The organism is Streptomyces sp. NPDC085866, assembly GCF_044541035.1.
Lineage (GTDB): Bacteria > Actinomycetota > Actinomycetes > Streptomycetales > Streptomycetaceae > Streptomyces.
This window is the reverse complement of the sequence record NZ_JBITSQ010000028.1, coordinates 62,984-89,687: the sequence shown is the minus strand read 5'-3', so window position 1 is coordinate 89,687 and position 26,704 is coordinate 62,984. Positions and strand designations below refer to the sequence as shown.

Annotated in this window: 24 protein-coding genes and 1 pseudogene; 9 read left to right on the top strand and 16 right to left on the bottom strand. The window is 70.1% G+C overall.

Features of this window, described 5'->3' with window-relative positions; translation table 11 throughout:
* Window positions 1-100: 100 nt before the first annotated feature.
* From ACIF83_RS43480 to ACIF83_RS43470, 3 genes and pseudogenes are all read right to left on the bottom strand, one after another.
* Window positions 101-397 carry a hypothetical protein gene (locus ACIF83_RS43480; RefSeq protein ID WP_393477552.1) on the bottom strand — a complete coding sequence of 99 codons (297 nt, stop codon included), beginning with the start codon at window positions 395-397 and terminating at the stop codon, window positions 101-103.
* Complete coding sequence (locus tag ACIF83_RS43475) at window positions 390-950, bottom strand: RNA polymerase sigma factor (RefSeq protein ID WP_398140244.1); 561 nt, start codon at window positions 948-950, stop codon at window positions 390-392. Before ACIF83_RS43475 ends, ACIF83_RS43480 begins: the two co-directional genes overlap by 8 nt.
* 273 nt (window positions 951-1,223) lie before the next feature.
* Window positions 1,224-1,382, bottom strand: a pseudogene (locus ACIF83_RS43470) (pirin family protein); the annotation flags it as partial.
* A gap of 37 nt (window positions 1,383-1,419) precedes the next feature.
* Here ACIF83_RS43470 and ACIF83_RS43465 point away from each other — a divergent pair.
* A complete protein-coding gene (locus ACIF83_RS43465) occupies window positions 1,420-1,644 on the top strand; it encodes a hypothetical protein (protein WP_393478284.1) in 225 nt (74 codons plus the stop codon).
* A gap of 66 nt (window positions 1,645-1,710) precedes the next feature.
* Here the strand turns inward: ACIF83_RS43465 and ACIF83_RS43460 are convergent, their stop codons facing one another.
* The 3 genes from ACIF83_RS43460 to ACIF83_RS43450 all read right to left on the bottom strand — a co-directional run bounded on the left by ACIF83_RS43460 (window position 1,711) and on the right by ACIF83_RS43450 (window position 8,563).
* Complete coding sequence (locus tag ACIF83_RS43460) at window positions 1,711-5,682, bottom strand: beta-galactosidase (RefSeq protein ID WP_399735901.1); 3,972 nt, start codon at window positions 5,680-5,682, stop codon at window positions 1,711-1,713.
* Between the two features lie 610 nt (window positions 5,683-6,292).
* Entirely contained in the window at window positions 6,293-6,487 is a 195-nt protein-coding gene (locus ACIF83_RS43455; RefSeq protein WP_399735898.1) for a hypothetical protein, read from the bottom strand.
* A 108-nt stretch (window positions 6,488-6,595) separates the two neighbouring features.
* Window positions 6,596-8,563, bottom strand: coding sequence for a hypothetical protein (locus ACIF83_RS43450; RefSeq protein ID WP_399735895.1), 1,968 nt, complete (start codon window positions 8,561-8,563; stop codon window positions 6,596-6,598).
* Window positions 8,564-8,848: 285 nt separating this feature from the next.
* On the opposite strand from ACIF83_RS43450, the gene ACIF83_RS43445 reads away from it, so the two are divergent.
* Genes ACIF83_RS43445 through ACIF83_RS43425 form a run of 5 tightly spaced genes read left to right on the top strand, consistent with a single transcriptional unit; the run spans window position 8,849 to window position 14,660 of the window.
* The gene (locus tag ACIF83_RS43445; RefSeq protein ID WP_393477563.1) at window positions 8,849-10,102 is read left to right on the top strand and encodes an ABC transporter substrate-binding protein; all 1,254 of its coding nucleotides are present in this window, start codon (window positions 8,849-8,851) and stop codon (window positions 10,100-10,102) included.
* Window positions 10,099-11,028 (top strand): carbohydrate ABC transporter permease, encoded by a 930-nt coding sequence (locus ACIF83_RS43440; RefSeq protein WP_393477566.1) that lies wholly within the window; start codon window positions 10,099-10,101, stop codon window positions 11,026-11,028. Before ACIF83_RS43445 ends, ACIF83_RS43440 begins: the two co-directional genes overlap by 4 nt.
* Entirely contained in the window at window positions 11,025-11,885 is an 861-nt protein-coding gene (locus tag ACIF83_RS43435; RefSeq protein WP_393477567.1) for a carbohydrate ABC transporter permease, read from the top strand. The genes ACIF83_RS43440 and ACIF83_RS43435 overlap by 4 nt, the downstream gene beginning before the upstream one ends.
* Window positions 11,886-11,887: 2 nt before the next feature.
* Window positions 11,888-13,639 carry a glycoside hydrolase family 36 protein gene (locus ACIF83_RS43430; RefSeq protein ID WP_393477569.1) on the top strand — a complete coding sequence of 584 codons (1,752 nt, stop codon included), beginning with the start codon at window positions 11,888-11,890 and terminating at the stop codon, window positions 13,637-13,639.
* A gap of 22 nt (window positions 13,640-13,661) precedes the next feature.
* Window positions 13,662-14,660, top strand: a complete 999-nt coding sequence (locus tag ACIF83_RS43425) for a LacI family DNA-binding transcriptional regulator (protein ID WP_393477571.1) — start codon at window positions 13,662-13,664, stop codon at window positions 14,658-14,660.
* Between the two features lie 742 nt (window positions 14,661-15,402).
* Here the strand turns inward: ACIF83_RS43425 and ACIF83_RS43420 are convergent.
* From ACIF83_RS43420 to ACIF83_RS43400, 5 genes are all read right to left on the bottom strand, one after another.
* Window positions 15,403-16,368, bottom strand: a complete 966-nt coding sequence (locus ACIF83_RS43420) for a pirin family protein (protein WP_393477573.1) — start codon at window positions 16,366-16,368, stop codon at window positions 15,403-15,405.
* A gap of 435 nt (window positions 16,369-16,803) precedes the next feature.
* Window positions 16,804-17,145, bottom strand: coding sequence for a hypothetical protein (locus ACIF83_RS43415; RefSeq protein WP_393477574.1), 342 nt, complete (start codon window positions 17,143-17,145; stop codon window positions 16,804-16,806).
* The gene (locus tag ACIF83_RS43410) at window positions 17,142-17,828 is read right to left on the bottom strand and encodes an RNA polymerase sigma factor (protein WP_399735887.1); all 687 of its coding nucleotides are present in this window, start codon (window positions 17,826-17,828) and stop codon (window positions 17,142-17,144) included. The genes ACIF83_RS43415 and ACIF83_RS43410 overlap by 4 nt, the downstream gene beginning before the upstream one ends.
* A 61-nt stretch (window positions 17,829-17,889) precedes the next feature.
* A complete protein-coding gene (locus tag ACIF83_RS43405; RefSeq protein WP_399735884.1) occupies window positions 17,890-18,372 on the bottom strand; it encodes a hypothetical protein in 483 nt (160 codons plus the stop codon).
* A 174-nt stretch (window positions 18,373-18,546) separates the two neighbouring features.
* Complete coding sequence (locus tag ACIF83_RS43400; RefSeq protein WP_393477583.1) at window positions 18,547-19,242, bottom strand: type 1 glutamine amidotransferase domain-containing protein; 696 nt, start codon at window positions 19,240-19,242, stop codon at window positions 18,547-18,549.
* Between the two features lie 155 nt (window positions 19,243-19,397).
* Here ACIF83_RS43400 and ACIF83_RS43395 point away from each other — a divergent pair, with 155 nt between their 5' ends.
* Entirely contained in the window at window positions 19,398-20,303 is a 906-nt protein-coding gene (locus ACIF83_RS43395) for a LysR family transcriptional regulator (protein ID WP_399735881.1), read from the top strand.
* Between the two features lies 1 nt (window position 20,304).
* Here ACIF83_RS43395 and ACIF83_RS43390 read toward each other — a convergent pair whose 3' ends face one another.
* Window positions 20,305-20,463, bottom strand: coding sequence for a hypothetical protein (locus ACIF83_RS43390; RefSeq protein ID WP_399735878.1), 159 nt, complete (start codon window positions 20,461-20,463; stop codon window positions 20,305-20,307).
* A 472-nt stretch (window positions 20,464-20,935) separates the two neighbouring features.
* Here ACIF83_RS43390 and ACIF83_RS43385 point away from each other — a divergent pair, with 472 nt between their 5' ends.
* Both ACIF83_RS43385 and ACIF83_RS43380 read left to right on the top strand, forming a co-directional pair.
* On the top strand, window positions 20,936-21,610 hold the full coding sequence (locus tag ACIF83_RS43385; RefSeq protein WP_393477588.1) for a hypothetical protein: 675 nt from the start codon (window positions 20,936-20,938) through the stop codon (window positions 21,608-21,610).
* A 210-nt stretch (window positions 21,611-21,820) separates the two neighbouring features.
* Window positions 21,821-22,186 carry a cupin domain-containing protein gene (locus ACIF83_RS43380; protein WP_393477590.1) on the top strand — a complete coding sequence of 122 codons (366 nt, stop codon included), beginning with the start codon at window positions 21,821-21,823 and terminating at the stop codon, window positions 22,184-22,186.
* An 84-nt stretch (window positions 22,187-22,270) separates the two neighbouring features.
* Here the strand turns inward: ACIF83_RS43380 and ACIF83_RS43375 are convergent, their stop codons facing one another.
* The 4 genes from ACIF83_RS43375 to ACIF83_RS43360 all read right to left on the bottom strand — a co-directional run bounded on the left by ACIF83_RS43375 (window position 22,271) and on the right by ACIF83_RS43360 (window position 26,676).
* The gene (locus tag ACIF83_RS43375; RefSeq protein WP_399735873.1) at window positions 22,271-23,242 is read right to left on the bottom strand and encodes an NAD(P)-dependent alcohol dehydrogenase; all 972 of its coding nucleotides are present in this window, start codon (window positions 23,240-23,242) and stop codon (window positions 22,271-22,273) included.
* 116 nt (window positions 23,243-23,358) lie between these two features.
* Window positions 23,359-24,333, bottom strand: a complete 975-nt coding sequence (locus ACIF83_RS43370; protein WP_398140188.1) for a pyridoxal-phosphate dependent enzyme — start codon at window positions 24,331-24,333, stop codon at window positions 23,359-23,361.
* A 139-nt stretch (window positions 24,334-24,472) separates the two neighbouring features.
* On the bottom strand, window positions 24,473-25,822 hold the full coding sequence (locus ACIF83_RS43365; RefSeq protein ID WP_399735870.1) for a VWA domain-containing protein: 1,350 nt from the start codon (window positions 25,820-25,822) through the stop codon (window positions 24,473-24,475).
* Window positions 25,819-26,676, bottom strand: coding sequence for an AAA family ATPase (locus ACIF83_RS43360; protein WP_393477599.1), 858 nt, complete (start codon window positions 26,674-26,676; stop codon window positions 25,819-25,821). The genes ACIF83_RS43365 and ACIF83_RS43360 overlap by 4 nt, the downstream gene beginning before the upstream one ends.
* Between the last annotated feature and the right edge of the window lie 28 nt (window positions 26,677-26,704).

Sequence of the window (26,704 nt, the reverse complement as noted above, 5' to 3'; positions counted from 1 at the left end):
ACAGCGTCACCGACCCGGTGGCGAACATCACCGCGGCCGCCAACTATGCCGCCCACCGCTACGGTTCCATCGACAACGTCAACTCCGCGTACTGAGCTTTCTACGGCTCAGGGCGAGGGGCCGCGGGGCCGGCGACGGTCAGTGTGCACCGGCCGTCCTCGCAGGAGCGCTGCAGGCGGCCCCTGGACAGGGTCTGCATCAGCCCGACCGTCCAGCACACCGGGCACCCACGCAACGCAAGCAGGCCAGCAGGCAGGAGCACCAGGCTGACCGGGCCGACGGTCGGCATGAGGGCGAGCGCGCCGACCAGCGCACCGAATCCCACCGCGCCCCGCACCAGGTGCCGGGGGAGAGAGGTGCTCGCGAAGTCGGGACCGTCGGTCTGCGTTTCAAGCATCGTGGCCTCCAGGAGCCGAGTCGGGTGTGGCGCGGAGCGTGTGCCGAACCGCTGCGCGGGCTCGGTGCAGACGTGACTTCATCGCCGCAGTACTGAGTCCCAGCGCTTCGGCGACCATCCGCCCGCTGTGGCCCTGGACGTCCCGCATGATCAGCACCCGGCGCTGGTCGGGTGGCAGAGAAGCGACCGCCGCCGCCACCCTGCCCGCCTCCAGGCGCTGCAGAGCCTCGTCCTCGGCCGAAACCACGGCAGTGTCCGTCAACGGCAGGTGGTCTCGCGTCATCGCCCGCGCACGCCGAAGACACTCGTTGCGGACGATGCGGAACATCCAGGACGCCAGAGCACCGTTTGCCCGCAGCATCCCGATCTTGCGGTACAGGATGATCAGGGCTTCCTGCGCCGCGTCCTCGGCATCCTCCGGGGTCGCGCAGAGAAAATGGGCGAAGCGCCGCACGTTCGGGTGCGAGCCCGACACGAGCGCGGTGAGCGAATCAACGTCACCGCGCTGCGCGGCGACGATCAGATGTTCGCCGGGCCAGGCCGCGTCAGCCACGCTCACCCCGCCTGCGCTTCATGACGAGCACGCACGTGCAGAGCAGCACCACGCCGACGGCGACCCCGATACCCAAGATCACGACAACCTCCAGATCACGACCGGCGATCGCCGGTACAGGCATAAGAGGCGCAGGCCGCACGAAAGGATTCAACCCTCGCCCGGATTCCTGTCAGTGCACCGAGCACGGCTCCGGACCGGGCGCGTTGCTCGGTGCGTAGCGGACGGCTCGCAGAGATCCGAGTACCTGTCGGTGAAGTGGAAAACCCCGGCTCAGCGAACTCGACCCCGCGCCTTCAGAGGTACCGGCGACAGTTCCGGGGCAGGCAACGGAGCCCCGTCGTACCCCTTCACAACCCCGAATCGCGACCCGCTCGTCCAGTCCTCGCGAGCCTGCTCGATCTCCTCCTTTGATGTCCGAGCCATCCAGCTCCCGCGATGGGGGAGGGTGGCCGCGGACCCAGGCGTCGTGCCCTGGCTCGTCTTCGATGAAGACGGCAAGGCCGTACAACCGGTCCGAAGGTTCCTGATCGACTTCATTGCCGGGGATAACCGGACCGGCAGCGTGCGCAGCTACGCCTGTGAAACCTCGGTGCAAGTCGGGGACTTCGTGCTGTGGCTCGGGTCAGGAGCACTTCTCGCGTTTGTGACCAAGCCCCGGACAGCCCACCTCGTGAAAGCCCGAGGCTGGTGAGGCAGGCTGCGACACGACGGTGCGCCGGGTGTCTGACCGTACCCGGCGCACCAGGTCATGTCGGGGTTACCCGCAGGTCAGCGTGGGATTTCCCCAGTCGCCGTGGTCGTTGCCGTCGCCGCCGTCTCCGACGGACAGGTCGAGGACCTGCCCGTCGGTGACGGGAACGTCGATGGTCACGGGCGTTGACTTGCCGTTCAGGAGGGGGGTGGTGGTGAGGACCTTGCCGTCGAGGACGACGGAGAAGGTGACGGTGCCGTTGTCGCCGTTGTCGACGCCCACGGTGGCGGTGAACTTGCTGCACTGCCCGGCGAGGTAGACCAGTACATCGCTGGGCGAGTTGGTGCCCAGGCCCTTGGCGAAGACGGTGCCGCCGAGCTTGAGTGGCTTGCCGTCGTTGGCCGCGGTGTCGCCGACGCTCTGGTCGCGTTCGACCGGGCCCCATCCGTTGCTGGCGGACAGGAACGGCAGGTCGCTGACCTGATCGGCCCCGGCCGGCGGCGGGGGCGGAGTGGTGGCGACGATCCGTTGGTCGGTGGCGGTGGTGGAGTGGTGGCGCTGGGTGAATGTGGAGGTTGCCTTCAGCACGTTGGTCTTCGCCATGTCGGCGGGGGTGGTGACGTCCCAACTGAAGGTCACGGAGCTGCCGGGGGTTACCTTCTGAGCGCCGGCGGGTGTGGGCTTCGGGGCGACCGTCCAGCCGTTGGGCGTGGTGAGCTTCGCCGTCACGCCGGTGGCTGTGGAGGCGTTGTCGGGCACCTGGAAGGTCGCGGTGGCGGTGAAGGTCTTTCCGGGGTCGGACGATCCGGGCACCTTGAGGGCGACCGTCGCGTCCTGTGCGGCGGCCGGCATGGCGTACTGCGTCTTGTCGTAGCGGGGGCTGTCGTTCTGGGTGACCTTGAGTGAGGAGGTGAAGCTTCCGTAGTTGGTCAGCGCGACCTTGCCGAGGCCGCCGGTGGAGCCGTCCAGGTTCCATACGGCGATGGCGATCCGGTTGTTCCCGTTGGGGTTCAGGATGCCGTTGGGGACGGGAAAACTGTTCTGCGGGCCCAGGTAGTTGACGTAGTTGCCCATGTGCCAACCGTTGACGTAGATCTCGGCGCGGTACTTGCGGGACGGGTCGTCGGTGATGGTCAGGCCCAGCGAGGTGTCCTGTCTTTTGGGCAGGTCGAGGGCGAGGTCGGTGGTGTACCAGGAGACGCCGGGGGTGTGGTCGGTGGCGGGCAGGGTGGCCGGGGTCCAGTTGTCGGTGGGATATCCCGGCAGCATCCAGCCTGCGCGCTCGCCGTACAGGCCGCCGGTGGCCAACGGTCCGCGCACGGTGTCGACGGGGGTCTCGCCGTCGCGGACTCCCTGCAGTCGCCAGGTGATGGTGTTCATCGGGGCGCCGGTCAGCATGGCGCCGGTCAGGCCGCGGGCGGCCTTGTTGCCGTTGGACTCGTCGTAGTCCTCCTCGTGGCCCATGTTCACGGTGAGGACAGAGATCACGTTGTCGGCGCCGTTCTTGACCAGCCCGTTGGGGATGTCGTAGGTCTTCTGTCCGTCGGTGGTGGAGCTGCCCAGGAAGGTGCCGTTGAGCCAGACCGAGGAGGCCGCGGCCTTGCCGCCGCTCTGTGTGCCCAGGGTGATACCGGTCTCCTTGCCGGTGCCGGTGAACCGGCCGCGGTACCAGGTGCTGCCGGTGTGGAAGCCGTAGTCGTCGGCGAACAGCACGGGCAGGCTGCCTGGTTGTGTGGTGCTGTGGGTGGTGGTCTTGTCGGCGACCTGCCAGGAGGAGTCGTTGAAGCCGGGCTGAGCCTCGGGGGATTCCTGGGTGTGCTTCCAGCCGGTCAGCGTCGGCAGGGTGATGGCTGCCGTGGTGGGGACGGTGCCGGTGAGGCTGCCGGTCGCCGTGCCCTTCGTGTGGACCGACTTGCCGTTCCAGGTTACGGAGTCGGCATCGGCGAAGACCTCAAGTGAACCGTCGGTGTCGACGTCGCCGGTCAGGTTCAGCGTCGAATGGGAGTAGGCCGCGCCGCGCAGCAGGTGGGTGCCGCGGACCAGCACCGGACCCCGCGGGGTGTCCTGGCGCCAGAAGGTCTTGGCGGTCGGCGTGTCGGCGAGCAGCAGGGTCAGCGGGTGACTGGCGCCGGTGATGCTGACGCGGGTCAGGCCGTGGTGCTTGTAGTTCAGGCGCAGGTCGCCGGTGGCCGCGTCCCAGGTGGTGTCGACGGTGCCGCCGGTGGTTGTGACGGTCGGCTTGGACTTGTAGTGCAGGACCGTCTCGCCGTCCGTGCCCTCGGCGTCGTAGAGCACGGCGATGTCGCGTCCGCCGATGGTGGCGTTGGTCATGATCTGCGAGGTGGAGTACTGGAGCTGGTTGCCGCCCAGGTCGTAGTTCGCGACGATGATCGCCGACTCGCGACCGTTCAGGGTGAGGGCGGTGCCGGGCTGCTGTGGGACGGTGTACACGGGCGCGGTCGCAGCGGCGCCGGTGGCGACGTCGATGGCGTCGACCGACACGAACGTGTCCGAAGCGGCGGCGTTCTTGGTGCCGGTCACCACGAGCTTCAGGGTGTGCGGTCCATCGGTGAGGTTGCTCACCTGGTAGGCGGCGTACTGGTTCTGCTTGGACGCGCCGTAGGTGTCGACGGTCTTGACCTTGGTGCCGTCGAGGTACACGTCGGCGGTGCCGTGGTTCTTGTCGAGGTTGCTGATCCACTTCACGCCCGTGCCGGTGAAGGGCACGGTCACGCTGTCGCCGGCGGTGTTCGAGAACGACTCGGTGCGCTTGTAGTCGCCGCCGGTGTAGCTCTGCTCCGCTCCCACGTGCGACCAGGAGCCCGAGTAGGAGAGCACGGGATCGGGGTCGTCGTAGGTGTACCCGGCGTGGGCACCCAGGTCGATCGTCACGTGGGCGCTGTCGCTGGTGGCGGCGGTGGAGTTGGCGTGCCGCAGGACGTGGAACTGGGTGCTGGTGTCGGGGTTGATGCGCGCAGTGTCGACGATCTTCGGGTTGTCGATGGGCGCTGCGGCCAGTGAGTCGGTCTTGGTGAGCGGGGCGACGGCCTGGGTGAAGTAGCCGATCAGCTTGTCCTGGTCGAACTTCGGGTCGAGCTGCCGGTTCTCACGGATGGCGGAGCCGTAGTCGTAGGACGTGTAGTTCTCGGGCATGCCCAGCCAGCCCCAGTTGGTGCCGCCGTAGGTCATGTAGAAGTTCTGCGACGTCGCGCCGACCGCGATGTTCTGCTTGTAGAACACATCGGCGAACTGGTCGTTGATCAGCTGCGCGCACTTGTCGTAGCCCGGGCCGCCCCACGGGTCGAAGGCGCCACCCTGGAACTCGGCGGTTACCAGCGGCTTGCCGGGCACGTGGTCGTAGCTGATGTCGGGAACGCCGTTCCACTTGGTGGGGTCGGAGCAGTTGAAGCCCTGCGGGTAGGAGTCGGCGCCATCCACGTCGAGAGCCGCGTCACCGGCGTTGAAGGTGCCGTTGTTGTTGCCGACCAGCGGCACGGTGATGCCGTCGTCCTTCGCCTGCTTTTCCAGCCGGCCCATGTACGCACGGCCGGCCGCAGTGCCGTGGTAGTACTCGTTCTCCACCTGATACTCGATCACCGAGCCGGTGCCGTTGGTCAACTGGTGGCGCTTGATGATGCGGTCGATCTGCGCCTGCCACTCGGCGCTGTACTTCATGTAATCCGGGTCGGAGGTGCGGGTGTTGCCCGCTCGCGAGGACAGCCAGCCGGGGAAGCCGCCGCCGTCGACCTCGGCGTTGATGTAGGGACCCGGCCGGGCGATCACATAGACGCCCAGGTCGTTGGCCATGTCCAGCAGCTTGTCCACGTCGCGTACACCAGTGAAGTCGTACACGCCGGGCGCAGGGGAGTGGTAGCCCCAGTCGAAGTACAGCGACACTGCGTTGAAGCCCGCCGCCTTCATCTTCTGCAGGGTGTCAAGCCAGAGATCCTGGCTGGGCAGCCTGAAGTAGTGGAACTCTCCCGACCACAGGTACGTCCGCTTCCCGTCGATCAGGAACGAGTAGCCGTCGTACGTCACCGTATGTGTCGTAGGCGAGGCCGTGGCAGACGCGGATGACGTAGAAGTGGCGCCCACCGCGGGGTACACACCGACACCCATCCAACACAGCAGGGCAATGGCCGTAGCGATCGCCCAACGACCTCTCGCTGCCCGGCGACCCGGGCCATGAGCATTCATCTCACGCCTCCACGGAGGATCGATCATCAACCGCCGAATGCAACCGAAACACATCAGGATCGGCGGCTTCATTGGTTTGAATTATGTGCGGATCTGTTGGCGTGAGGAGTGTTGCGGGCCGGGCGGCGCCGCGCAAGACCCTGGACGCCGTTCTCTGTATCGCGATGCACGGCAGCTTCACGTGGCTGGCAGCCGTCCGTGGACAGGATTCAGCTGGTGCAGCCGCCGGCCACGGACCACCTGTCCAGGCCCACACCAAGGGCGTGAGCGCCAGAACGCCGCAACACGGCGTGCACAGCCCGGACGGCCACGAGACAGGCCTGCTCCTCGGTTACCGGGCCTTCGCTGCCTACGGCTCAGGCCCGCCGCATCGCGCGACGGGCCCGGTCTTGGTGGCCGCGGCGGGAGCAGAGGTGCTCGACGGTGCGGCTGAGATCCCGCCGGCCGCAGATCAGCGAGGGCTGCGGGGCCGGACCGAGGAGGTGCAGGATGCCGCGCGCCGGAGGGTGACGCGGGAGATGCCGTCGGCGCGCGGCGCGGACAGCTCGAAAGCTCGCCCGGCCGCGTCCAGGAGTTCGCGGAGCATGAGCGCGATGCGCTCCTGGTAGGGGTTGTCGGCGCTGATGGGGTTCCTCTTGCGCCCCATGGTCGCCGCCTCCCCGGGCGGCTGCGGGCAGTCGCCGGGGGAGGCGCGCCCACGCTCTCGGCCGGATTCGGCGGCGTGGGCCTACTCGTACGCCGCCCACTCATGGACTCAGTCGCCCACCTCGACCGTCGCCGAACGGCCGGGCGCGAGCGTCACCGTGACATAGGTGTAGGTCACGCCATTCACCACCTTGGTGCGTGCCTTGCGAGGCGCGTTGTCGACCTTGACGGACTCGTGGCTCCCCACGAAGCGGGCCTCCCACTTGTACGCGTGCGTTCCGGCGGCGTGCGTGAGCCTCGACTTCGTCGGCCCGTCGTGCCGGAGGGTGAAGGTGCTGTCGCCGATCTTCAGATCCTCGATCTGCATCCAGTCGGTTCCGGAGGGGAGCCGGGACAGGGTCGACAGAGCGTGGTCGGGCGCGTCGGGTGAGACTCCCATCAGTCCCTGGACCGTCTGGCCGACCAAGGTGTACGACACCTCCGGGTAGTCGCCGTTCGGGCCCTGCCTCGACACCGGGTGCTGGGTGTTGCGCTGGGCGTAGACATACTGCATCCACTTCCAGGCCGTGTCGTTGCGGTTGCCTGCGAAGAAGGTGTCCGGCAGGTACGAGATGGCCTCGACGTTGGACGGCTTGCCGCTCCCGCTCGCCTGCTGGTCGATGAAGTCGAGGTAGGCGTCGTTGCGGGGGCCTGGCTCGATGATCTGCTTCATCGGCATGAACCAGCTGTTCTCCTTGCCCCAGCCGGTGACCGCCTTGCCGTCCGTCGTGTAGGCGCGGACCATGTCACCGCCCGAACCGGTCCCGCTCCAGGTCGAGTTGAAGTAGCACTTCAGATCCGCTGCCTTGCGGGTGAACGTACGGGCCAGGGTCTTTTCGCCCCGGTTCTTCGCCAGGGCGGCCATGGCCAGGTAGGCCTGGTACTGGGAACCGATGGCGTCACCGGCCTCGGCGAGATGCTCGTCTCCGCCCTCGTCGTAGCTGGCGGCTCCGGCGAAGATGCCTTGGCCCGTACCCTCGGCGACACCGTTCGGCTTCTTGCCGTCGTGGAGGGTGACGAACTGATCGGTGGTGTTCCGGTAGAAGTTCCAGAGGGTGGTGTCGCGGACGTACGCGCTGTCGCCGGTCCATCGGTAGGCCTGGTTGGCCTTCTCCACCAGTTCGAAGCCGGCGGGGACTTCGCGAACGAAGTCGGACGGGCCGTGGTAGTCGATGGCCAGGTAGGTCTTGTTGTCGAAGTTCATGGCCCAGACGGGGAAGTACTTGTGCTCGGCGGTCGACGAGGCCGCGAACGCCTCGAGCATGCTCTTGTTCTCGGCGTCCAGCCCGAGGACGGCCGCGCCCGCCAGCTGGTGGGCCATGTCGCGTGAGTAGTAGGCGCTGCGGTGGGCGTAGCCGGCCCAGTAGGACGGACCGTACACACCGGTTCCGGTACCCAGGGTGTTCTGCTCGTCGACGTTGAGGGGGCCCTCCACGCCGGGAAGCTGCACCCAGCTGTTGGCCTTGCGCTTCGCCCACGCGAACATCTCGACGATCTTGGGGTCGGAAGAGGTCACGACCGGGTCCGCCGGAGCCGCGGGCGAGACCATGACATCGTCGGCGTTGACCCAGCTGCTTCCCGACTCGAAGGCGATCTGCAGTTGGTCACCGGACTCCAGCGGCACCCGGCTCACGGTGTAGCGGGCGTATCCGGACCGGCTGGGCAGGTCCACGGATCCGGTCGTCGTGCCGTTGACGCGGACGGTGAACCTACCGCCCGGGCCGCCGGTGGCGATCCATGCCGAGAAGTCATAGGTGCCCGCCGTGCCGGCCGTGATCGTCTGAGAGACCTGCCTGCCCGCGCCGGCGTCCAGATAGATCAGCTTCTTGCCGGTGTGGGGCAGGTTGGTGGCGACCCCGGTGCCGGAGCCGAAGGTCCAGCCGGTCTGGTCCTGCTCGAAGCCGGGGTTCGTGACGGTCAGCACCGCCGGCGCTCCCTCGGCGGGGCTTGCGGGGCTGCTCAGGATCAAGGGGGTGAGCGGGGTGAGCATCGCGAGGGCGGCTATGTGGCTCAGACGTCCTGGGCGGGTGGGTCTCATGGCGGCTCCACTCTGCGGTGGGATCAGGGTGCGTGGACGCTAGCAACGGGCATGGAGCCTTGCAATGGATATGACGAAAACTGACTGCTGGTCCGGCAGAAAGTTTTCATTGAAATATTGCAAGTCTGATGACGCATGGCTAACGTCCTGCCCGTCACCAGTCCGCTGTGAGCACAGAGGTGGTCCGTCATGCATGTCGATCGTCGCGGCGTCCTGAGAGCGGGCGGTGCGCTCGCCCTGGGGGCAGGCACAGGGAGCCTCACGGCCTGCTCGGGATCGGGGGACGTGGGAGCAGGCACGGGCGCGGCAGGCGACGGCACGAAGGGTGCCGTGACGGTCTGGAGCTGGGCCGGCCCCGCTGCCGAACTACGCGCCCTGGTCCCCGCGTTCAACAAGATGTACCCGGACGTCGGAGTCGACGTCCACGACATCGGCAACCCCGCCATCTGGGACAAGATCACCACCGGGCTGGCGGCGGGGGGAGCAGGACTCGCGGATGTCCTCCATCTGGGAGTCGACTATCTGCCCGGGTACGTCGAGAAGTTCCCGAACGGACTCGCCGACCTGGGCAAGCTGGGCGCGGGCAAGTACAAGAGCGCCTTCGCCCGGGGCCTGTGGCAGACCGTGGCCCCGGACGGCCGCCGTGTCAACGCGCTGCCCTGGGAGGCCAACTCGGCGGGCTTCTACTACCGCACCGACATCTTCGAGAAGGCCGGAGTCGACGTCACCGCCCTCGACACCTGGGGCGACGCGATAGAAGCCGGAAAGAAGATCAAGGAGAAGACGGGCACCCACCTCCTCGGCATGGACAAGCCCGCGTCGCAGGCGGACGCCGCCAATTTCTTCCAGATGCTGCTCCAGCTGCAGGGCAGCTTCTACTTCAACCACGACGGAGACATCACACTCGACTCACCCGAGGCCGTCCGGGCGATGACGATCATCAAGCGGATGAACGACGCCGGACTCGTGAGTGACCTCTCCGGCGGCTGGAACGCCCTGATCAGCTCGATAAAGAAGGGCACCGCGGCCGTCCTGCCGTGGCCGACCTGGTTCGGGGGCGTCATCGAGGAGTCCGTCCCCGACCAGGCCGGAAAGTGGGGCGTGCGACTGCCGCCCGCCGTGCGCCGCGGCGGCACCCACGCCGCCACGGTCAACTCCACCCACCTCGCCGTCTCCGGCAGCAGCAAGCACCAGGCCGCCGCCTGGAACTTCATCGAGTTCGTCCTCACCCGGCCCGCGTCCCAGGTCGCGATCTACAAGGGGAAGGGCATCGCGCCCGCTCTGATGAAGGCGTACGACGACCCCGTGTTCCACACACCGTCGAAGTTCTTCAGCGGCCAGAAGAAGGGCGAGATCTTCCTCGAAGCCCTCAAGGCCCCCCAGCCTGCGTTCAACTACTCCTCTGACTACGCCCGCGCCCTCAAAGTGGTCACCGATGCCCAGACCAAGGTGCTGCTCAAGGGCGCCGACCCAGCCTCGGTCCTGCGTCAGGCCGCCGGCCGGCTCGCCGAGCAGACGGGACGCAAGGTCGTCCGATGACCACATCCGTCTCCGTACCCCGCGCCGCCGGGCGCGCCGACACAGGCCGGAAGAGTCGGCCGGCGCGACTGACCGGGCGCCACGTCGCCCCGTACCTCTTCGTCCTCCCCGCCCTGGTGCTGTTCGCCGCGTTCAAGCTCTATCCCATCGGCTGGTCCTTCGTCCTGAGTCTCTTCAAGACGGTCGAAGGCGTCGACAGGTTCGTCGGGGTGGACAACTACACCCGCCTGATGCACGATCCGTTGTTCTGGACGGCCCTGAAGAACACAGCCGTCATCCTGGCGATCCAGGTCCCCGTCATGCTGGCCCTTGCCACCGCACTGGCCGTCGCCCTCAACTCCACGCTCATGCGCGCACGCTCGGTGTTCCGCCTCGGCTTCTTCATGCCGATGGTCACCGGCCTGGTCGCCTACGGAGTCATCTTCTCCGTACTCCTCAACGAGCAGTACGGCCTCGTCAACTGGCTGCTGTCCCTCGTAGGCATCGGCAGGGTCCCCTGGCTCACCGACCCACTCTGGGCGAAGCTCTCCCTCGGTATCGCGCTGACCTGGCACTACACCGGATACAACGCCGTCATCCTGCTCGCCAGACTGCAGACGATCCCCACGGAGCTGTACGACGCGGCCGCCGTCGACGGCGCCGGTACCGGCAAGGTCTTCAGACATGTGACACTGCCGGGGCTACGTCCCGCGATCCTGCTCACCACCGTGCTGTCCACCATCGGCACCCTGCAGATCTTCGACGAGCCGTACATTCTCACCCGCGGCGGACCGGACAACGCCACGCTCACCATCGGCGTGTACCTGTACCAGAACGCCTTCATGTACTTCGACTTCGGCTACGCCTCGGCCATCGCCTATGCGCTCGCCCTGCTGATCGGTGTCCTCGGACTGATCCAGTTCCGTGTCCTGGGAGACAAAGCATGAAGACCCGTCCGCAGCGGCCCCGCACCGCGACCCGGGCCCGTCACCGCCGCAACAGCATCCTTCTGACCTCCGGGCTCGCCATCCTGCTCGCTACCGTCGCCATCCCGTTCTACTGGCTCGTCGTCGCCAGCACCCACAGCTCCCGCGAGATCTTCGACTCACCCCCACCGCTGCTGCCCGGCAGCCATCTCACCGAGAACCTCTCCAGCCTCCGGAAGACGGCAGCTTTCGACCGCGTCGTGCTGAACTCGCTGCTCATCGCCGGCATCTACACGCTCTGCGCAGGCGCGGTGTGCACCCTGGCCGGCTACGCCTTCGCCAAGTACCGCTTCAAGGGCCGCGACCCGCTCTTCGGCGTGCTGATGCTGGGCCTGGTCATTCCCGCCCAGGTCACGCTCGTGCCACTGTTCAAGATGATGGCCGAACTGCAGTGGCTCAACACCTACCAGGCCGTCATCATGCCGAACCTGGCCCTGCCCTTCGGTATCTTCCTGATGCGCCAGTCGATGAGCGCCCTCCCCGACGAACTGCTCGACTCGGGACGGATGGACGGCTGCGGAGAACTGCGCCTCTTCCTCAAGGTCGTCCTGCCTCCCATGAAACCGGCACTCGCCGCTCTGGGCATCTTCCTCTTCCTCTCCCAGTGGAACGACTTCATCTGGCCGCTGATCGTCCTGCGTGACAACACCTCGTTCACCATTCCGGTGGCGCTCGCCGCACTCCAGGGAGTGAACGACACCGACTACGGGGCGATCCTCACCGGCACCGCCCTCGCCGCCATCCCCATGGCCGTCGTCTTCCTCGTCCTGCAACGCCACTTCGTCTCCGGCCTGCTCGCCGGGGCCGTCAAGGAGTAGACGTGAGCACCCTGTCCTCCAACGCCGTGACCACCGCCGAGCTCGACCCGGCGACGTACGAGCCGCTCCTGGACCAGGTGGAGATCGCCGTGCTCGCGCCCGGCGCCGATCCGCGATGGAGTCTGACCGGGGGCTCCGACGGGTTGAGCGTGCTGCACGTCGAGGCGACGGGCACACCCGTCGAAATCCGGCTGTCCGTGCCGCTCGGCGACGCGGCCGGGTACTGGCACCCCCAGGCGGGATGGCGGCGCACGCTGCTCGCCGACTGGGAGGGCCGTGCCCGGGTCGGTCTCGTCGACGGGCTCGCCACGGGCTGTCTGTACGACCACGCCGGCGCGACCATGCTCGCCTTCTCCGCGGCCGACCCCGTACCGGAAGTCCAGCTGCGATTCGGCGTCTCGGAGGAGAACGACACCTATGTGGTGCACATGGAACTTCCCGCCTCGCCCGGACCGCACCGCATCCTGTTCGTGCCGCGCAGCGACTCGGTGGCGACAGCGATGAGGGCACTACGGGGGTGGTACGCGGCCACCACGCCGGCCATGCCCGTTCCCGAGTCCGCCCGCCTGCCCGTCTACTCCACCTGGTACGCCTTCAACCAGCAGGTGGACGCCGAGGCCGTCGAGGCGCAGGCCCGACTGGCGGCACGATTCGGCTGCGGCGTGCTCATCCTCGACGACGGCTGGCAGCGCCTGGGCAGCGGGCGCGGTTACTCCGGCTGCGGCGACTGGCTGCCGGACACGGACAAGTTCCCCGACTTCGCGGGCCATGTCGCCCGGGTCAAGGCCACCGGGTTGCGGTACATGGCGTGGATCGCGCCGCTGCTCCTGGGCCCGGCCGCGGACTGCTACGCGCAGTGGAGCCCGTTCGCTCCGGCACCCGCCCGGGCACCCGGCGCGTACGTACTCGACCCCAGGCGGCCGGAAGTGCGCCGCCACATCGTCGAGATGTGCACGGCACTCGTGCGCGACCACGGACTGGACGGTCTCAAGATCGACTTCATCGACGAGGCCATGGTCTACGCAGGCGACGGCGACGACATCGGGCACGCGCTCACCGCACTGCTCACAGACCTGCGTACCGCTCTCGAAGCGATACGCCCCGAATTGCTCCTCGAACTGAGGCAGCCCTACGTCGGCCCCGGCATGGCGTCCTACGGCAACATGCTGCGGTCCTTCGACTGTCCGGCGGACGCCACCGCGAACCGGGTCCGCGCCATCGACACCTCACTGCTCGCCGTGGGCGGCACCGTCCACTCCGACATGCTGCTGTGGGATCCGTCCGCGCCTTTGGAGGCGGCGGTACGCCAGTTCATCGGCGCGTTCCACTCGGTGCCTCAGTTGTCCGTCCGGCTGGACCGTCTGCCTCCGGAGCAGCTCGACGCGCTCGGCTTCTGGCTGGGACAGTGGCGACGTCTGCGGCCGCAGCTGCTGGACGGGCGCGTCGAGCCGGGCCGTCCTGACGACCTCTACTCCCTGGTCGAGTCATCCGCGGACGGCGTGAGCGTGGTGAGCGTGCACAGCGAGCGCGCCGTATCCCTACGGCCTACGGCGTTCGAGGAAACAGTGCTGGTCAACGCATCCGACGTGGATCGTCTCGTCGTGGATGTACAGGATCCGGGAGCCGTCGTGGACATCGATGTCCACGCCCCGAACGGTCGTATGATCGACCGTGGACGGATCGATCTCTCCCCCGGTCTGCACAGCCTGCCGGTGCCACGGATGGGACTGGCCGTTGTCCGGAGAAGTTCGTGAGCCACCCGACGAAAGGGAGTGCATGAAAGTCGGCATCGTCGAGGTAGCTGCTCTGGCCGGAGTGAGCGAAGCGACCGTCAGCCGCGTCATCAACCGGCGGCAGGGAGTCGCGAAGAAGACACGTGAAGCGGTCGAGAGCGCGATGGCGGAACTGGGCTACGAGCGCCCCGTCCAAGGCCAGTTGGTCGCGGTGATGACCGAGCACGTCTCGAACCCGTTCTTCGCCGATGTCGCCGAACGCATCGAGTCGGCACTCGCCCCACACGGTCTCAAGGCCGTCCTGTGCCCCGCCTTCCCCGGTGGCGTGCAGGAGCGCGAGTTCGTCACCTCGCTCGTGGACAAGGGCATCGTGGCCGTCGTCTTCCTCTCGGTGTCCAACACCCTGGAGGGCGCGGACACCGAGACGTACGAGATGCTCCGCGCACGGCGCATCCCGTACGTCGGCATCAACGGCGAGTTCGCCCCGGAGGTGTCCGCGCCCGTGTTCTCCACGGATGACACCCTGGCCGCAGAGGTGGCCGTCGACCATCTGTACAGGCTCGGCCACCGCGTCATCGGCATGGCGTCGGGCCCGGTCGGCAACCATCCCGCGGACCGGCGCGTGCGGGGATTCATCGACGCCATGGCACGGCGCGGGATCGAATCGGCCGACGGCCTGGTCATCCGCCAGTCCTACACGGTGGAGGGCGGCCAGGCCGCCGCGGCCGCTCTGCTCAAGCTGGGTGCCACCGCGATCGTCGCAGCCAGCGACTACATGGCCCTCGGCGCGATCCGGGGAGTGCGGCGGCAGGGAAAGTCGGTGCCCGAGGACGTCTCGGTCGTGGGCTACGACGGGACGATGATCACCGAGTTCGTCGACCCGCCCCTGACAACGGTTCGCCAGCCCGCCGACCGCCTCGCCCTGGAGGTCGGCCGCAGCGTGCAGGCGCTCGCCGCCGGGCGAGAGGTGCCCCACGGCGAATTGCTCTTCGACCCGGAACTGGTGATCCGGGCTTCGACGGCGCCGGTGCGCAAGGACTGAAGCCCCGCAACCTGCTCTGCCCGGCGCATTCCCCACCGGTGTGATCCCTGCCATGCCGCACAGCAACCCGGCATGGGCATGTACCAACAGGGTGCATCGACGATTCACCGCCTGGCCCTGCTCCCGCACAGCCCGGCCTGAAACCCCCGGGAAGGACGGCGGGCCACAGCCGGCACGACAGCCCAGACACCGAGGAGCGGTGGTGCGCCCCACCGCTCGCATCGCTGGAGCGCACCACCCGGTGCGGGGGGTGAAGGGCGCTACTGGGGTTGCCCGCTGAAGGTACCCGCGGTCACGTCAGCGGTTGTGAACCGTCACGAAATGCTCGGTCAGGTACTCGGTGAAAGGCTCCAGCAAGCTGAGGGTGCATCTGGGGTGCGTGGCATCTGGTGCCAGGGCTGGGGGCGCGGACGCTGCGCACGATCACCGGGCGCTGCGACGCAAACGCGGGCGTTGCGCAGTGCCGGGACGCCAGGACGTGTCTCGCTCTGTTCGTAGAGACCCGATAACCATGGGGCTGCGGTCAGCATGGTTCCGAAGAGGGTGGGCTTCCGTGCTCGCCGAGGAAAGGGCGAACCGCCGGCGACTCGCGGCGCGAGTTCGAGAACGCGATGGTGAGAGGGGCGCGGGAAGTGTGAGCGGAGGCGCCACAAAGATCTTTTGCTCACGCTGTATGAGTGAACCGGGCGGGGTGCGTTTCGCCTCGCCCGGCCATGTGTGTGCCGAACTGGGAAACCCCAGCTCAGCGCACTCGACCCCGCGGCTTCAACGGTACGGTCGGCAGTTCCGGGGCAGGCAACGGAGCCCCGTCGTACCCCTTCACAACCCCGAATCGCGACCCGCTCGTCCAGTCCTCGCGAGCCTGCTCGATCTCCTCCTGTGTGCGCGCGACGAAGTTCCACCACATGATCAGCTCCTCGGCGAACGGCTCGCCGCCCAGCAGCATGATCCCGGCGTCCGACTCGGCGCGCAGCGGGAGTTCGGTGCGGCCGCAGCCGAGGTAGAGCATTGAGCCGGGCAGCACCGGCACCCCGTCCACGTGCACCTCGCCGGACATGGCCAGCACGCCGTACTCGAAGTCCGGTACGAGGGGCAGGCGGAGGTCGGCGCCCCGGCTGAGGGCGAGGTCGGCGCCGACGATCGGGGTGAACGTCGTACCGGGGGAGGACGATCCGTCGAGGTCGCCGAGGATCACGGTCGCGGTCAGGCCGGGCGCGGTGACCGCGGGCAGTTCGGAGTGGTACTCGAACTTGGGGTCGGTGTGGCGGTGCTCGTCCGGGAGTGCGACCCACAGCTGGGCGCCGTGCAGGAAGCGGGCGTGCGACCTGGGGCTCTCCTCGGAGTGGCTGATGGCCCGGCCCGAGGTCATCAGGCCCAGCTGCTTGGGCCGGATCGTCTGGAGGCTGCCGGTGGAGTCCCGGTGCAGCACCTCGCCCTCGTGCAGCCAGCTGACCGTCTGCAACCCGATGTGCGGATGCGGCGGGACCTGCATGCCGGGCTCGTCGGCGATGTCGTCGGGGCCGTAGTGGTCCACGAAGGCCCACGCGCCGATCATGCGTCGGCCGAGGTTCGGCAGTAGTCGGCGGACCTCGGTCGACTCCCCGAGTTTCACCAGGCGGGGGCTCAGCAGCTCGCGGACGGGTTCGGCGACGACGAATCCGCGGCCGCCGCACACGCTCGGTACGGGAGCGCGGTCAAGGTTGCTCATGCCGCCCAACTTAGCGTCAGGTCGTCTTCGTTGCCGAGCGTGTGGACGGGTGAGGCGCGAGGGGTGCACAGGGCAGAGAAACCCGGGCCCCTTGGGCAAGTCGATCAACAGACTTACATTCGGCGAGAGTGCGCCGACAGCGTCCCCCGGACGGAGCCGGGGTCGCCCGGGCGGCGGTGACGCTCATCTCGCTCGGCGGTCGACAGCTCGCCGGTCCACGGTCGGGGACGGCGGCGCCTACGCCCTGGAGGCGCCGGGGGAGGGGACGTACGTCCTCGTCGCCACCGCGGACGACGGCCGCCGTCCGACCTGGACAGCGGCCCGTACACGGTGATCGCGACCGGCTGTCCGCCCCGGGCCGCCGGAGTCACCGTCTCCGGTGCCGTCGAGGAGCACGGCATCGAACTCGTCCACCTCGGGGCGCAGTTCACCGGACTACGGTGTCGGGAAGGTGGGGGTCGGCTCGGCCGTGGACGGGCGGACGGCGCTGGGCACCGGTGAGGGGGTGCCGATCGTCGGCCGGGGGGAGCGGGCCGGCTCGGTCGGGTGGGCCGGGCCGCCGCGGACCGTGAAGAACACCAGCGCCGCCACCGCGGCCAGGGCCAGCAGTCCCACCGCGACCCGGCGTACGAGCACCTGGCGGGGGCGGACCGCTCCGGTCGGCGGGCGCAGCGGCCGCAGGTCGGCCGGGCCGACGGACTGGGCCCGGGCGGCGAGGGCGGCCCGCAGCCGCTCCTCGACCGGCGTCGGCGCGGTCCCGGTGCCGGACTCGTTCATCGCAGACCCTCCAGACGTCGGCCGAGGGCGTCCAGGGCCCTGCTGGCCGTGGACTTGACGGTGCCGCGCGACAGACCGAGCGTCGCCGCGATCTCGGCCTCGGACAGGTGCGACCAGTAGCGCAGGACCAGCACCTCACGCTGACGCGAGGTCAGCGTCGGCAGGGCCGCCAGCACCTCACGGTGGTCCTCGTGGAGCAGGACGTCCTCCTCCGGCGCGGGGGCGTGCTGCTCCGGTTCGGGGGTGTGCGCCCGTACGGTCCTGCGCCGCCGCAGCACCGAGCGGGCCGCGTTGACGACACTGGTCCGCAGGTACGCCTCCGGGTCGTCCAGTGAGCCGAGCCGGTGACCGTGGCGGCGGAACAGCGCCGTGAAGGCGTCCTGTACGACGTCCTCGGCCGTCGGCAGGTCGTCCACCAGCAGCACCGCCAGGCGCACCAGGGACAGCCGGCGGTGGTGGTACAACTCCTCGATGCCGGGAAGGGGTTCGGGGGTGACCGCACCCCGTGCCTCGGTACCGTCACCGCTGTCGCTGGGTGCGGGGTCCGCCGTCGTACCGGCGCGTACGCGCGTGAGGACGCGGGCCCGCAGCGCATGCGTGAACCTGCGCCAGGCCGGTGCGGACTCCGGTGTGCCGGCCCGGTCCCAGGGCAGGGCCGCCGCCGGTGGTGTCGCTGTCGTCATGGATCTCCCGACCGGGTGTGCGGGGAGCCGCACCGGGCGCCTGCCCGCACACCGGCATGCCTCAGTGGTGCTGCGGAACCGGCGAAGGCGTGGCATAACCGGTCGCGGGGACCGGACTCGGCGACGCAGGTCCGTGGCCGTGGCCGTGGCCGTGGCCGTGGCGCGGTACCGGCACCGGGGCCGGGGCGGCGGTGGACGGGACCGGTGACGGGGTGGCCGGCGCGGGCGGTGGCGTCCCCGGGTGCGTGGGGGACGGCACCGGGGTGGGAGTGCCTGTGTGGGGGGTGGACGGCACCGGCGTCGGAGTGCCCGTCTGCGGGGTCGACGGCACCGGCGTCGGCGTCGCCGTACGGACCGGGGACGGCACGGGCGACGGCGTGGCGTGGCCCGTCGTGTGGGATCCGGATCCGGCAGGGGCGCTGCTCTGGACCGCCTGGGCGGTCACGGTGCCGCCCACGGCCAGGGCCGCGCCCACGGCGGAGACCCCCAGGACGGTGCGCAGCCTGCGGATGCGGCGTGGGCGGGGGACACGGTGTGCGGACATGTGTTCCTTCGGTTGCTCGGGTCGCTCGGACATCGGTCGAAGTGGAGGCCTCCACCCCGACAGACGTCCGACCCCGGGCGAGGTTGCAGGCGACGGCCGACCAATTTTCCGCACATGTGGCCGGCTGTCGTTCAGCAGTACCGCGGCTTCAGCCCAGCTGCGTCAGCCGGCTGCTCAGCCCAGCTTCTTCAGCAGCTCCTCGGCGACCGGTGCCGAGGAGGCCGGGTTCTGACCGGTGACCAGGTTGCGGTCGACGACCAGGTGCGGCGCCCACGGCTCGGCGGCCTGGACCTCGACGCCCGCCTCGGTCAGCCGGTCCTGGAGCAGCCACTTGGCCCGCTCGGCGAGCCCGCCCTGCGTCTCCTCCTCATTGGTGAAGGCCGCCACCCGGTAGCCGGCGAAGGCGTTCGAGCCATCCGCCCGCACCGCCGCGAGCAGCGCGGCCGGACCGTGGCAGACCACCGCCAGCGGCTTGCCCGAGTCGAGGGTCGCGGTCAGCAGGCGGCCCGAGTCGGCGTCCACGGCCAGGTCCTCCATGGGCCCGTGCCCACCGGGGTAGAACACGGCGGCGAAGTCGTCGAGGTCGACCTCCGCCAGCTTCACCGGTTCCCGCAGCTCGGTCATCTCCTCCAGGGCGCGCGCCATCCTGTCGGCCCCCTCCTGACCGCCGTTGAACTCGGGCGCGAGGCTCGCCCGGTCGACCGCGGGCACCACACCGCCCGGCGTGGCGACGACGACCTCGTGGCCGGCGGCCTTGACGGCGCGGTACGGGACCACGGCCTCCTCGGCCCAGAAGCCGGTCGGGTGCGGGGTGCCGTCGGCGAGCGTCCAGTGGGTGGCGCCGGTCAGTACGAAAAGGATCTTCGACATGGGTCTTCTGCTCCCTGAACATTGCGCTTGTGGAACGTGCGCTTGTGCGGCAAACGTAGGCGACACCACCCATAGGCAACCAATGAAGCGGCGAATGGCAGACATAGGATCCCCTATGGGTCGCGCGGGGCGCGGTCCGGTGAATACTCGGCCTCGTGGACATCCCTGCTCTCGACCTGAACCTGCTGCGCACCTTCCTCGCGGTCTACCGCTCCGGCTCCTTCACCGGCGCCGCCCGCCTGCTGGGCCTGTCGCAGCCGACGGTGACGACGCAGATGCGCACGCTGGAACGGCAGACCGGCCGGGAGCTGTTCGAACGGCTGCCGCGCGGGGTGGCGCCGACGCAGGTGGCCGAGGAACTTGCCGCCCGGATCGCCGCGCCCCTGGACGAGCTGGCCGCCGTCGCCGGTCCCGAGGCGCGGGAGGGGGTGCGTCCGGAGCCCGTCCACCTCGCCGGGCCCGCCGAGGTCCTCTGCACGACCGTCCTGCCCGCCCTGGCCCCGCTCGTCGCCGAGGGTGTACGGCTGCGGGTGGCCACCGGCCTGACCGATCCACTGCTGGACGAGCTGCGCGCGGGCCGCCACGACCTGGTCATCGCCACCGCCCGCCCGCGCGGCCGCACGTTGCACGCCGTGCCGCTCACCGACGAGGAGTTCGTGCTGGTCGCCGCGCCCGTCTGGGCCGAGTGGCTGACGGACCGGCTGCCCGTCGAAGGGCCTGCCGCCCTGCACTCCGTACCCCTGATCACCTATGCCGAGGACCTGCCGATCGCCCGCCGGTACTGGCGGCACGTCTTCGGCCGGCGCCTGTCCTGCACCGCGGCCGTGACCGTGCCCGACCTGCGCGGGGTGCTGGCGGTGGTGGTCGCGGGCGCGGGGTTCAGCGTGCTGCCCCGCTATCTGTGCGCGGACGAGCTGGCGTCCGGCGCCCTCGTGGAACTGCTGGAGCCGGAGGACCCGCCGATCAACACGGGCTTCCTCGTCCAGCGTCCCGGCGCCTCGGACAACCCCGACGTGGTCCGTGTCCGTGAGCTGCTGCTGCGCTCCGGGCGGACCTGGTAGCTCACTCGCCGGGCCCGGACAGCCACTCCGGTGCCGGCACCGACCAGAGCTCCTTCGTCGTGCCGCTTTCCCCGTAGAGGTGACTCTCCCCGAGGACACCGTCCTTGCCCATGCCGAGCAGCCGGGCGGCCGCGATGCCGGGCGCGTTCTCCGGCGACACCCCACCACTCGACGCGGTGCATGCCCCGCTCCCGGATCGCCCGGTCGACGAGCATCCGGCCCGCCCGGGTCACCAGCCCCGGCCCGCCGCCGCGGCTCCAGCCGGCAGTCCGCCCCGGCGATGCCCTGCGGCACGTCCATCCGGCGCAGGACCACCGCCCCGATCCCGGCCGCGCCTTGCCGATGTCGTGCGTCGCGGCACCGAAGAGCACGGCCTCCGCGTCGAACTCCAGTCCGGAACAGTGTCGTTGCACCCGGTCGACGAGCTGTGCCGCCACGTCGTGCACCACCCGGAGGGGGCCACCAGGCGTGGTGGGGCGTCAACTCGCGCCAACAGTGCGGCGGCCCGCTCGGGAAGCGGCCGCGGCAGTGGGTCGACGGTGTCATCCATCGCGATCGACGCTGTGCTGATGGCTGTCACCGTGTCAGAGTAAGCACCGTCGGACGTGACGGGCCGTGTACGGAGGGTGGTCGTGGACGCGGTGCACACGGGGTTTCTGCTCGGAACCGGGCTCTTCTGGACTGTCACGTACGTGCTGTTGATCCGCGCGGGGCTGCGGGAGCGCACGTTCGGGATGCCTGTCGTCGCGTTCGCGACGAACATCAGCTGGGAGTTCATGTTCGCGTTCGTGCGGCCACCGTCCGGGGTCATGCATGTGATCAACATCGCCTGGTTCTGCTTCGACCTCGCCATCGGCTACACAGTCGTACGTTTCGGGCGGTCCGAATTCCCTTACCTGCCCGCCCGGTTGTTCCTGCCCGCGCTGGCCGTCCTGCTCGCCCTCGCCTACCCGGGCATGAACTACGCGTCCGAGCGGTTCGACGAGGGTGTCGGTGCGATCACCGCGTTCGGCAGCAACCTGGCCATGTCCGGGATGTTCCTGGCGATGCTGGCCGCCCGCCGCGGCACGCGCGGTCAGTCGGTGGGTATCGCCGTGACCAAGCTGCTGGGCACCGCCTGCGCCTCGCTCTCGATGCTCACCGACCCCGACGGGGATCCGCGCTACGACAACGCCCTCATGTACTACCTCTACCTCGGCTGCCTCGTCCTCGATCTCGCCTACGTCTGTGCGGTGTTCACCGTGGGGCGCGTCGAGTGGGCCGCCGGGGCGGTCGGGGTGCCGGCGCAGAGTGCCGTCCGGCGCTGATGTGTGTCGGGAGGCGGTGCGGAGCGGGAGTGTCGGCGATCTTGCGACAACGTTGTCCACCGGGCGCTCCCTGGTCCGCCCGAATGGCGGCTCCCAGTTGACGGGCAGACGATGGTGTCGTGGGGTGCGGCCGCCGTCGGAACGCCGGTGCCGCCGGGAGACGGCGACCCGCCCTGGCCGTGGTGAGCGGCCGGAAGGGAGGACACCGTCATGTTGGAAGTGAAGACGGTAGACAAGCCGGACGAGCGGCGTGACTTTCCCAGGGGCCATCTCGAAGCCGTCCACCTGACCGGGCTCGACTTCGCCGTGGGCACGTTCGAACCGGGCTGGCGCTGGTCCGAGTCCGTGGCGCCGATCGCGGGCACCGAAAGCTGCCAGTTCCCCCACAGCGCCTATGTCGTTCAGGGCCGGCTGCACATCCGCATGGACGACGGCGGTGAGGGTGAGGTAGGCCCCGGCGACGTCTTCATGTGCCCGCCCGGGCACGACGCGTGGGTCGTGGGAGACGAGCAGGTCGTGGTGTACGACTTCGCGGGACCCACGGCGCAGGACTACGCGAAGGCTTCGGGGACCTGACACGTCCCGCAGGTGCCTCGCGGCGCGCCCGTCACCGCGGGGCACCCGTGTGCCGAGGGCACCCGTGCGTCCAGGCCGCCCCGGTCAGACCGTGACGACGACCTTCCCGCGCGCGTGCTCCTCCTCCAGGTACCGGATGGCCTCTGGCGCCTCGCCCAGCGGGTACGTCCGGTCGATCACGGGGGTTAGCTTCCCGGAGTCGGCCAGCTTGCGCAGCTCCGCCAGTACCGCCTTGCTCGGTGCCGGGCCGATGAGCGGACGCAGCCGCTGACGGACGAACGGGGAGAGCACGAGCCCTTGGAGGATGAGGACGGGAGCCCCGAGGACCTGCCCCGCGCTGCCCCCGCTGCCGAGGACGAGCGTCCCGGTGGGCGTGAGGGCGCGCCGGAGGCCGGCGATCCCGTGGCCGGCCGCAAGGTCGAGGACGACGTCGTACCGCCGCCCGCCGCGCGTGAAGTCCTCCCGCGTGTAGTCGACGACGTGGTCCGCGCCCAGCGAGCGGACCAGCTCGGCGTTGCGCGTGCTGCACACGCCGGTCACCTCCGCGCCGAACGCCTTGGCGATCTGCACGGCGAATGTGCCGACCCCGCCGGACGCCCCGTTGATCAGCACCTGCTGTCCCGATCGCAGCCCCGCCACCTCGCGCAGACCACGCAGGGCGGTGTTCCCGGCCAGCGGCAGGGTCGCCGCCTGCTCGAAGGTCAGGGCGGCGGGCTTGCGTTCCACCCAGGCGTCCGGGACGCACACGTACTCCGCGAACGTGCCGTCGACCTCGCCGAACACCTCGTCCCCCGGCCGGAGATCCCGTACGTTCCGGCCGACCGCCGTCACCTCGCCCGCGAAGTCCCGGCCCCGGATCCGGGCCCGGGGCGCGCGCGGTCCGAGCGCCAGCCGGGCCACGTACGGGTCACCGCGCATGAGGTGCCAGTCGTACGCGTTCAACCCGGCGGCCCGCACCCGCACCAGCACCTCGTCGTCGCCGGGCACCGGCGTCTGCACGTCCCGCAGTTCCAGCACGTCAGGTGAGCCGTACCGGTCCTGGACCACTGCCTTCATGATCTCCCCCCTCGCTCTGTACCCGCAGGTTAGAGCGAGGCGCGCCGGCCGGGCATCGGGGAAGCGCCGTAGTCCCGTGGAAGGACGAGCGCGGGTGCGTGTAGGGGGCCGCTGTCTCAGCGGGCGTGGGTGCCGGCCCCCTCCTCGGAGTACGCGACGGCGTCCGCGTGCCCGAACAGGCCGGGCAGTCCGCCGGTGTGCACGAACACGGTCTTCTCGCCCGGCCGTACGTCACCCTCCCGTACGGCGGCGGCCAGCCCGGCCAGGGCCCGGCCGGTGTAGGTCGGATCGAGGATGATCCCCTCGGTGCGGGCGGCGAGCCGGAGCGCCTCCGCCACCGGACCGGTCAGCGCCGCGTACCCGCTGCCCACCTGGTCCCGGCGCACCCGCAGCCGGTCCGCCGCGACCTTCTCCGCGGTGAGCGGGGCCGCGAACTCCTCGACCGCGGCGGCCGGGTCGGCCAGCGCGCCCACGTCGACACCGAGCACCGACTCCGTGCCGAGGGCGGCGACCAGCCCCGCCATCGTGCCGCCCGAGCCGAGCGCGACCACCGCCGTCCGCAGGTCGGGCACCTGCTCGCGCAGCTCCTCGCCGCAGCGCACATAGCCCCGTGCCCCCAGCGTGCTGGACCCGCCGAACGGGATCAGCGCGGGACGGGCACCGTCGGCCCGCAGCCCCGCGCACACCTCGGCCGCCGCGGCGTCCAGGCCGGCCTGGTCCACGTCGCCCGCCCAGGCGAGCCGGGCCCCCAACAGGCCGTCCAGGGCGAGGTTCCCGGACCGGGACCGTCCCGGTGAGCCGCGTAGTACGAGTACGGCGTCCAGGCCCAGCCGGGCGGCCGCGGCGGCCGTCAGCCGGGCGTGGTTGCTCTGCGCGGCGCCTGTGGTCACAAGGGTGTCCGCGCCCTCGGCCAGGGCCGCGCCCGCGAGCCACTCCAGCTTGCGGATCTTGTTCCCGCCACCGCCCAGGCCGGTCAGGTCGTCCCGCTTGACCCACAGGTCGTCCGGACCGAGCCCGAGCGCGGACGCGAGCCGGGGCGCCGGTTCGACGGGAGTCGGGAAGGTGCCGAGCTGCACGGGCTGGTGGCTCATGTCGTACGTCCTAGTCTGCCGGGCGGATGGCGGCCGGCGCCTGGGGGCGGCTGGTGGGTGCTTGGCGGGCCGATGGCACGCGACTGCCGGGCTCATGGCGGCCGACGACGTCCAGTCGATCATGCCCGGCCGCCCCGCGTCACACCGGCAGCAGCCGTCCGATCAGCGCGCCGAGCTGCCGGGCCGTGCGGCACTCGTGCATCTCCACCAGCTCGGCGTAGGCGGGCGCCGCCGAGTCGCCGGTGCCCCACTGGGCGCGCGGCTCGGGGTTCAGCCAGTAGACGCGCCGGGCGCTCCGGGCGAGTTCGCGGATGGCGGGCAGGTTCGGGTCGCTCAAGTTGGTGCGGGCGTCGCCGAGGACGAAGACGGTGGTGCGCGGGCCGACCGCGGCGCCGTACCGCTCGGTGAACTCGCCCAGGGCGACGCCGTAGTCGCTGCTGCCGTGCCAGCCGGTGAGCGTGGCCTCCGCGCGGATCCGGGCGCCGAGCCCTTCCGGGTCGGCGCGGCCGTGGTCGAGCAGGCCGGTCACCTCGTCGAGGCGGTTGACGAAGGCGAACACCCGGATCTTGCTGAACTGGTCGTGCAGTGCCTGCACCAGCAGCATCGTGAAGTCCGAGAACCCGGACACCGAGCCCGACACATCGCACAGCAGCACCAGTTCGGGCCGGGCCGGACGGCGTCGGCGCAGCACCGGCCGCATCGGCACCCCGCCCGTGGACAGCGAGGAGCGCAGGGTGCGGCGCAGGTCGATCGTGCCGCGCGCGGCCCGGCGGCGGCGCGCGGCCAGCCGGGTCGCGAGCTTGCGTGCCAGCGGCTGAACCGTCCTGCGCAGCTCGGCCAGTTGGTCCCGGCCGGCGTACAGGAAGTCCACGCGGTCGGCGGTCGGTGCGACAGCCCGCCGGGCGATGTCGTCCCGCCCGCGCCGCTCGGCGACCCGGCGCCGCGCCTCCACCGCGACCAGCTGCCGGAACGCCTCGATACGGCGCCGGATCTCGTCGTCCAGCAGCCGGTCCGCGAAACCCGCGCCCCCGTCGCGGCCCCTGATGTCGGCCCGCACCCGGGCCAGCAGGGTCTGCGGGCGGAGCCGGTCCAGGGTCTGGTAGGCCGACCAGCCGTCCGACCCCGGCGAACTCCCGTACCCGCCCATGCCGTCCACCGCCTCGGCCGCCAGCCGGGCCATCAGGGACCGGTCGTCGGCGGCCAGCGCCTCCGCGAGCCGGTCGCGCAGCTCGTCCCGGCCCGCCTGTTCCGTGCCCGGACCGCCCACGCCGCGCGGGAAGTACAGGTCGAAGACCGGATCGAACACCACCCGCTGTCCCGGCCCGTGCAGCAGGGTCGCGGCCAGCCCCTCGCGCAGCAGGTCCCGGTCGGCGAACCCGAGGGCCTCCACGGCGAGGGCCGCGTCGACGGTCTCCCCGGTGCCGATCCGGACGCCGTGCGCGCGCAGCGCCCCGACCAGACCGGTGATGCGCTCCTCGGCACCGCTCACAGCGCGTCCAGGTCCAGCTTGGCCGCGGCCTTCTGCACGTCGTCCTGGTGCTTGAGGATCACGCCCAGGGTGTCCCGTACGACGGTCTCGTCCAGGGTGTCGGCGCCCAGGGCCAGCAGGGTGCGCGCCCAGTCGATGGTCTCGGCGATCGACGGCACCTTGCGCAGGTCCATCGCGCGCAGCGCCCCGACCACCCGGACCACCGACTCGGCCAGCGCCGCGTCGAGCCCGGGCACCTTCAGCCGTACGATCCGCCGCTCCAGCTCCTCCTCGGGGAACCCGATGTGCAGGAACAGGCAGCGGCGGCGCAGCGCCTCGGACAGCTCGCGGCCCGCGTTGGAGGTGAGCACGACGAAGGGGCGGCGGGTCGCGGTGATGGTGCCCAGCTCGGGGACCGTGACCTGGAAGTCACTGAGCAGCTCCAGCAGCAGGCCCTCCATCTCCACGTCGGCCTTGTCGGTCTCGTCGATCAGCAGCACGGTCGGCTCGTCGCCGCGGATCGCGGTCAGCAGCGGACGGGGGAGGAGGAACTCCTCGCTGAAGATGTCGGTGCGGGTCTCGTCCCAGCTCTCGTCGCGGCCCGCACTGATGCGCAGCAGCTGCTTGGCATGGTTCCACTCGTACAGCGCCCGGGACTCGTCCACGCCCTCGTAGCACTGCAGCCGCACCAGCCGTGCTTCCGTGACCTGGGCGACGGCCTTGGCCAGCTCGGTCTTGCCGACGCCCGCGGGGCCCTCCACCAGCAGCGGCTTGCCCAGCCGGGCCGCGAGGAAGACGGTCGTGGCGACGGCGGGCGAGGCGAGGTACCCGGTCTCGGCGAGGCGGGCGGAGACGTCGTCGACGGATGAGAACAACGGGGCCTCCGGCTGGTTCGGTATCTGC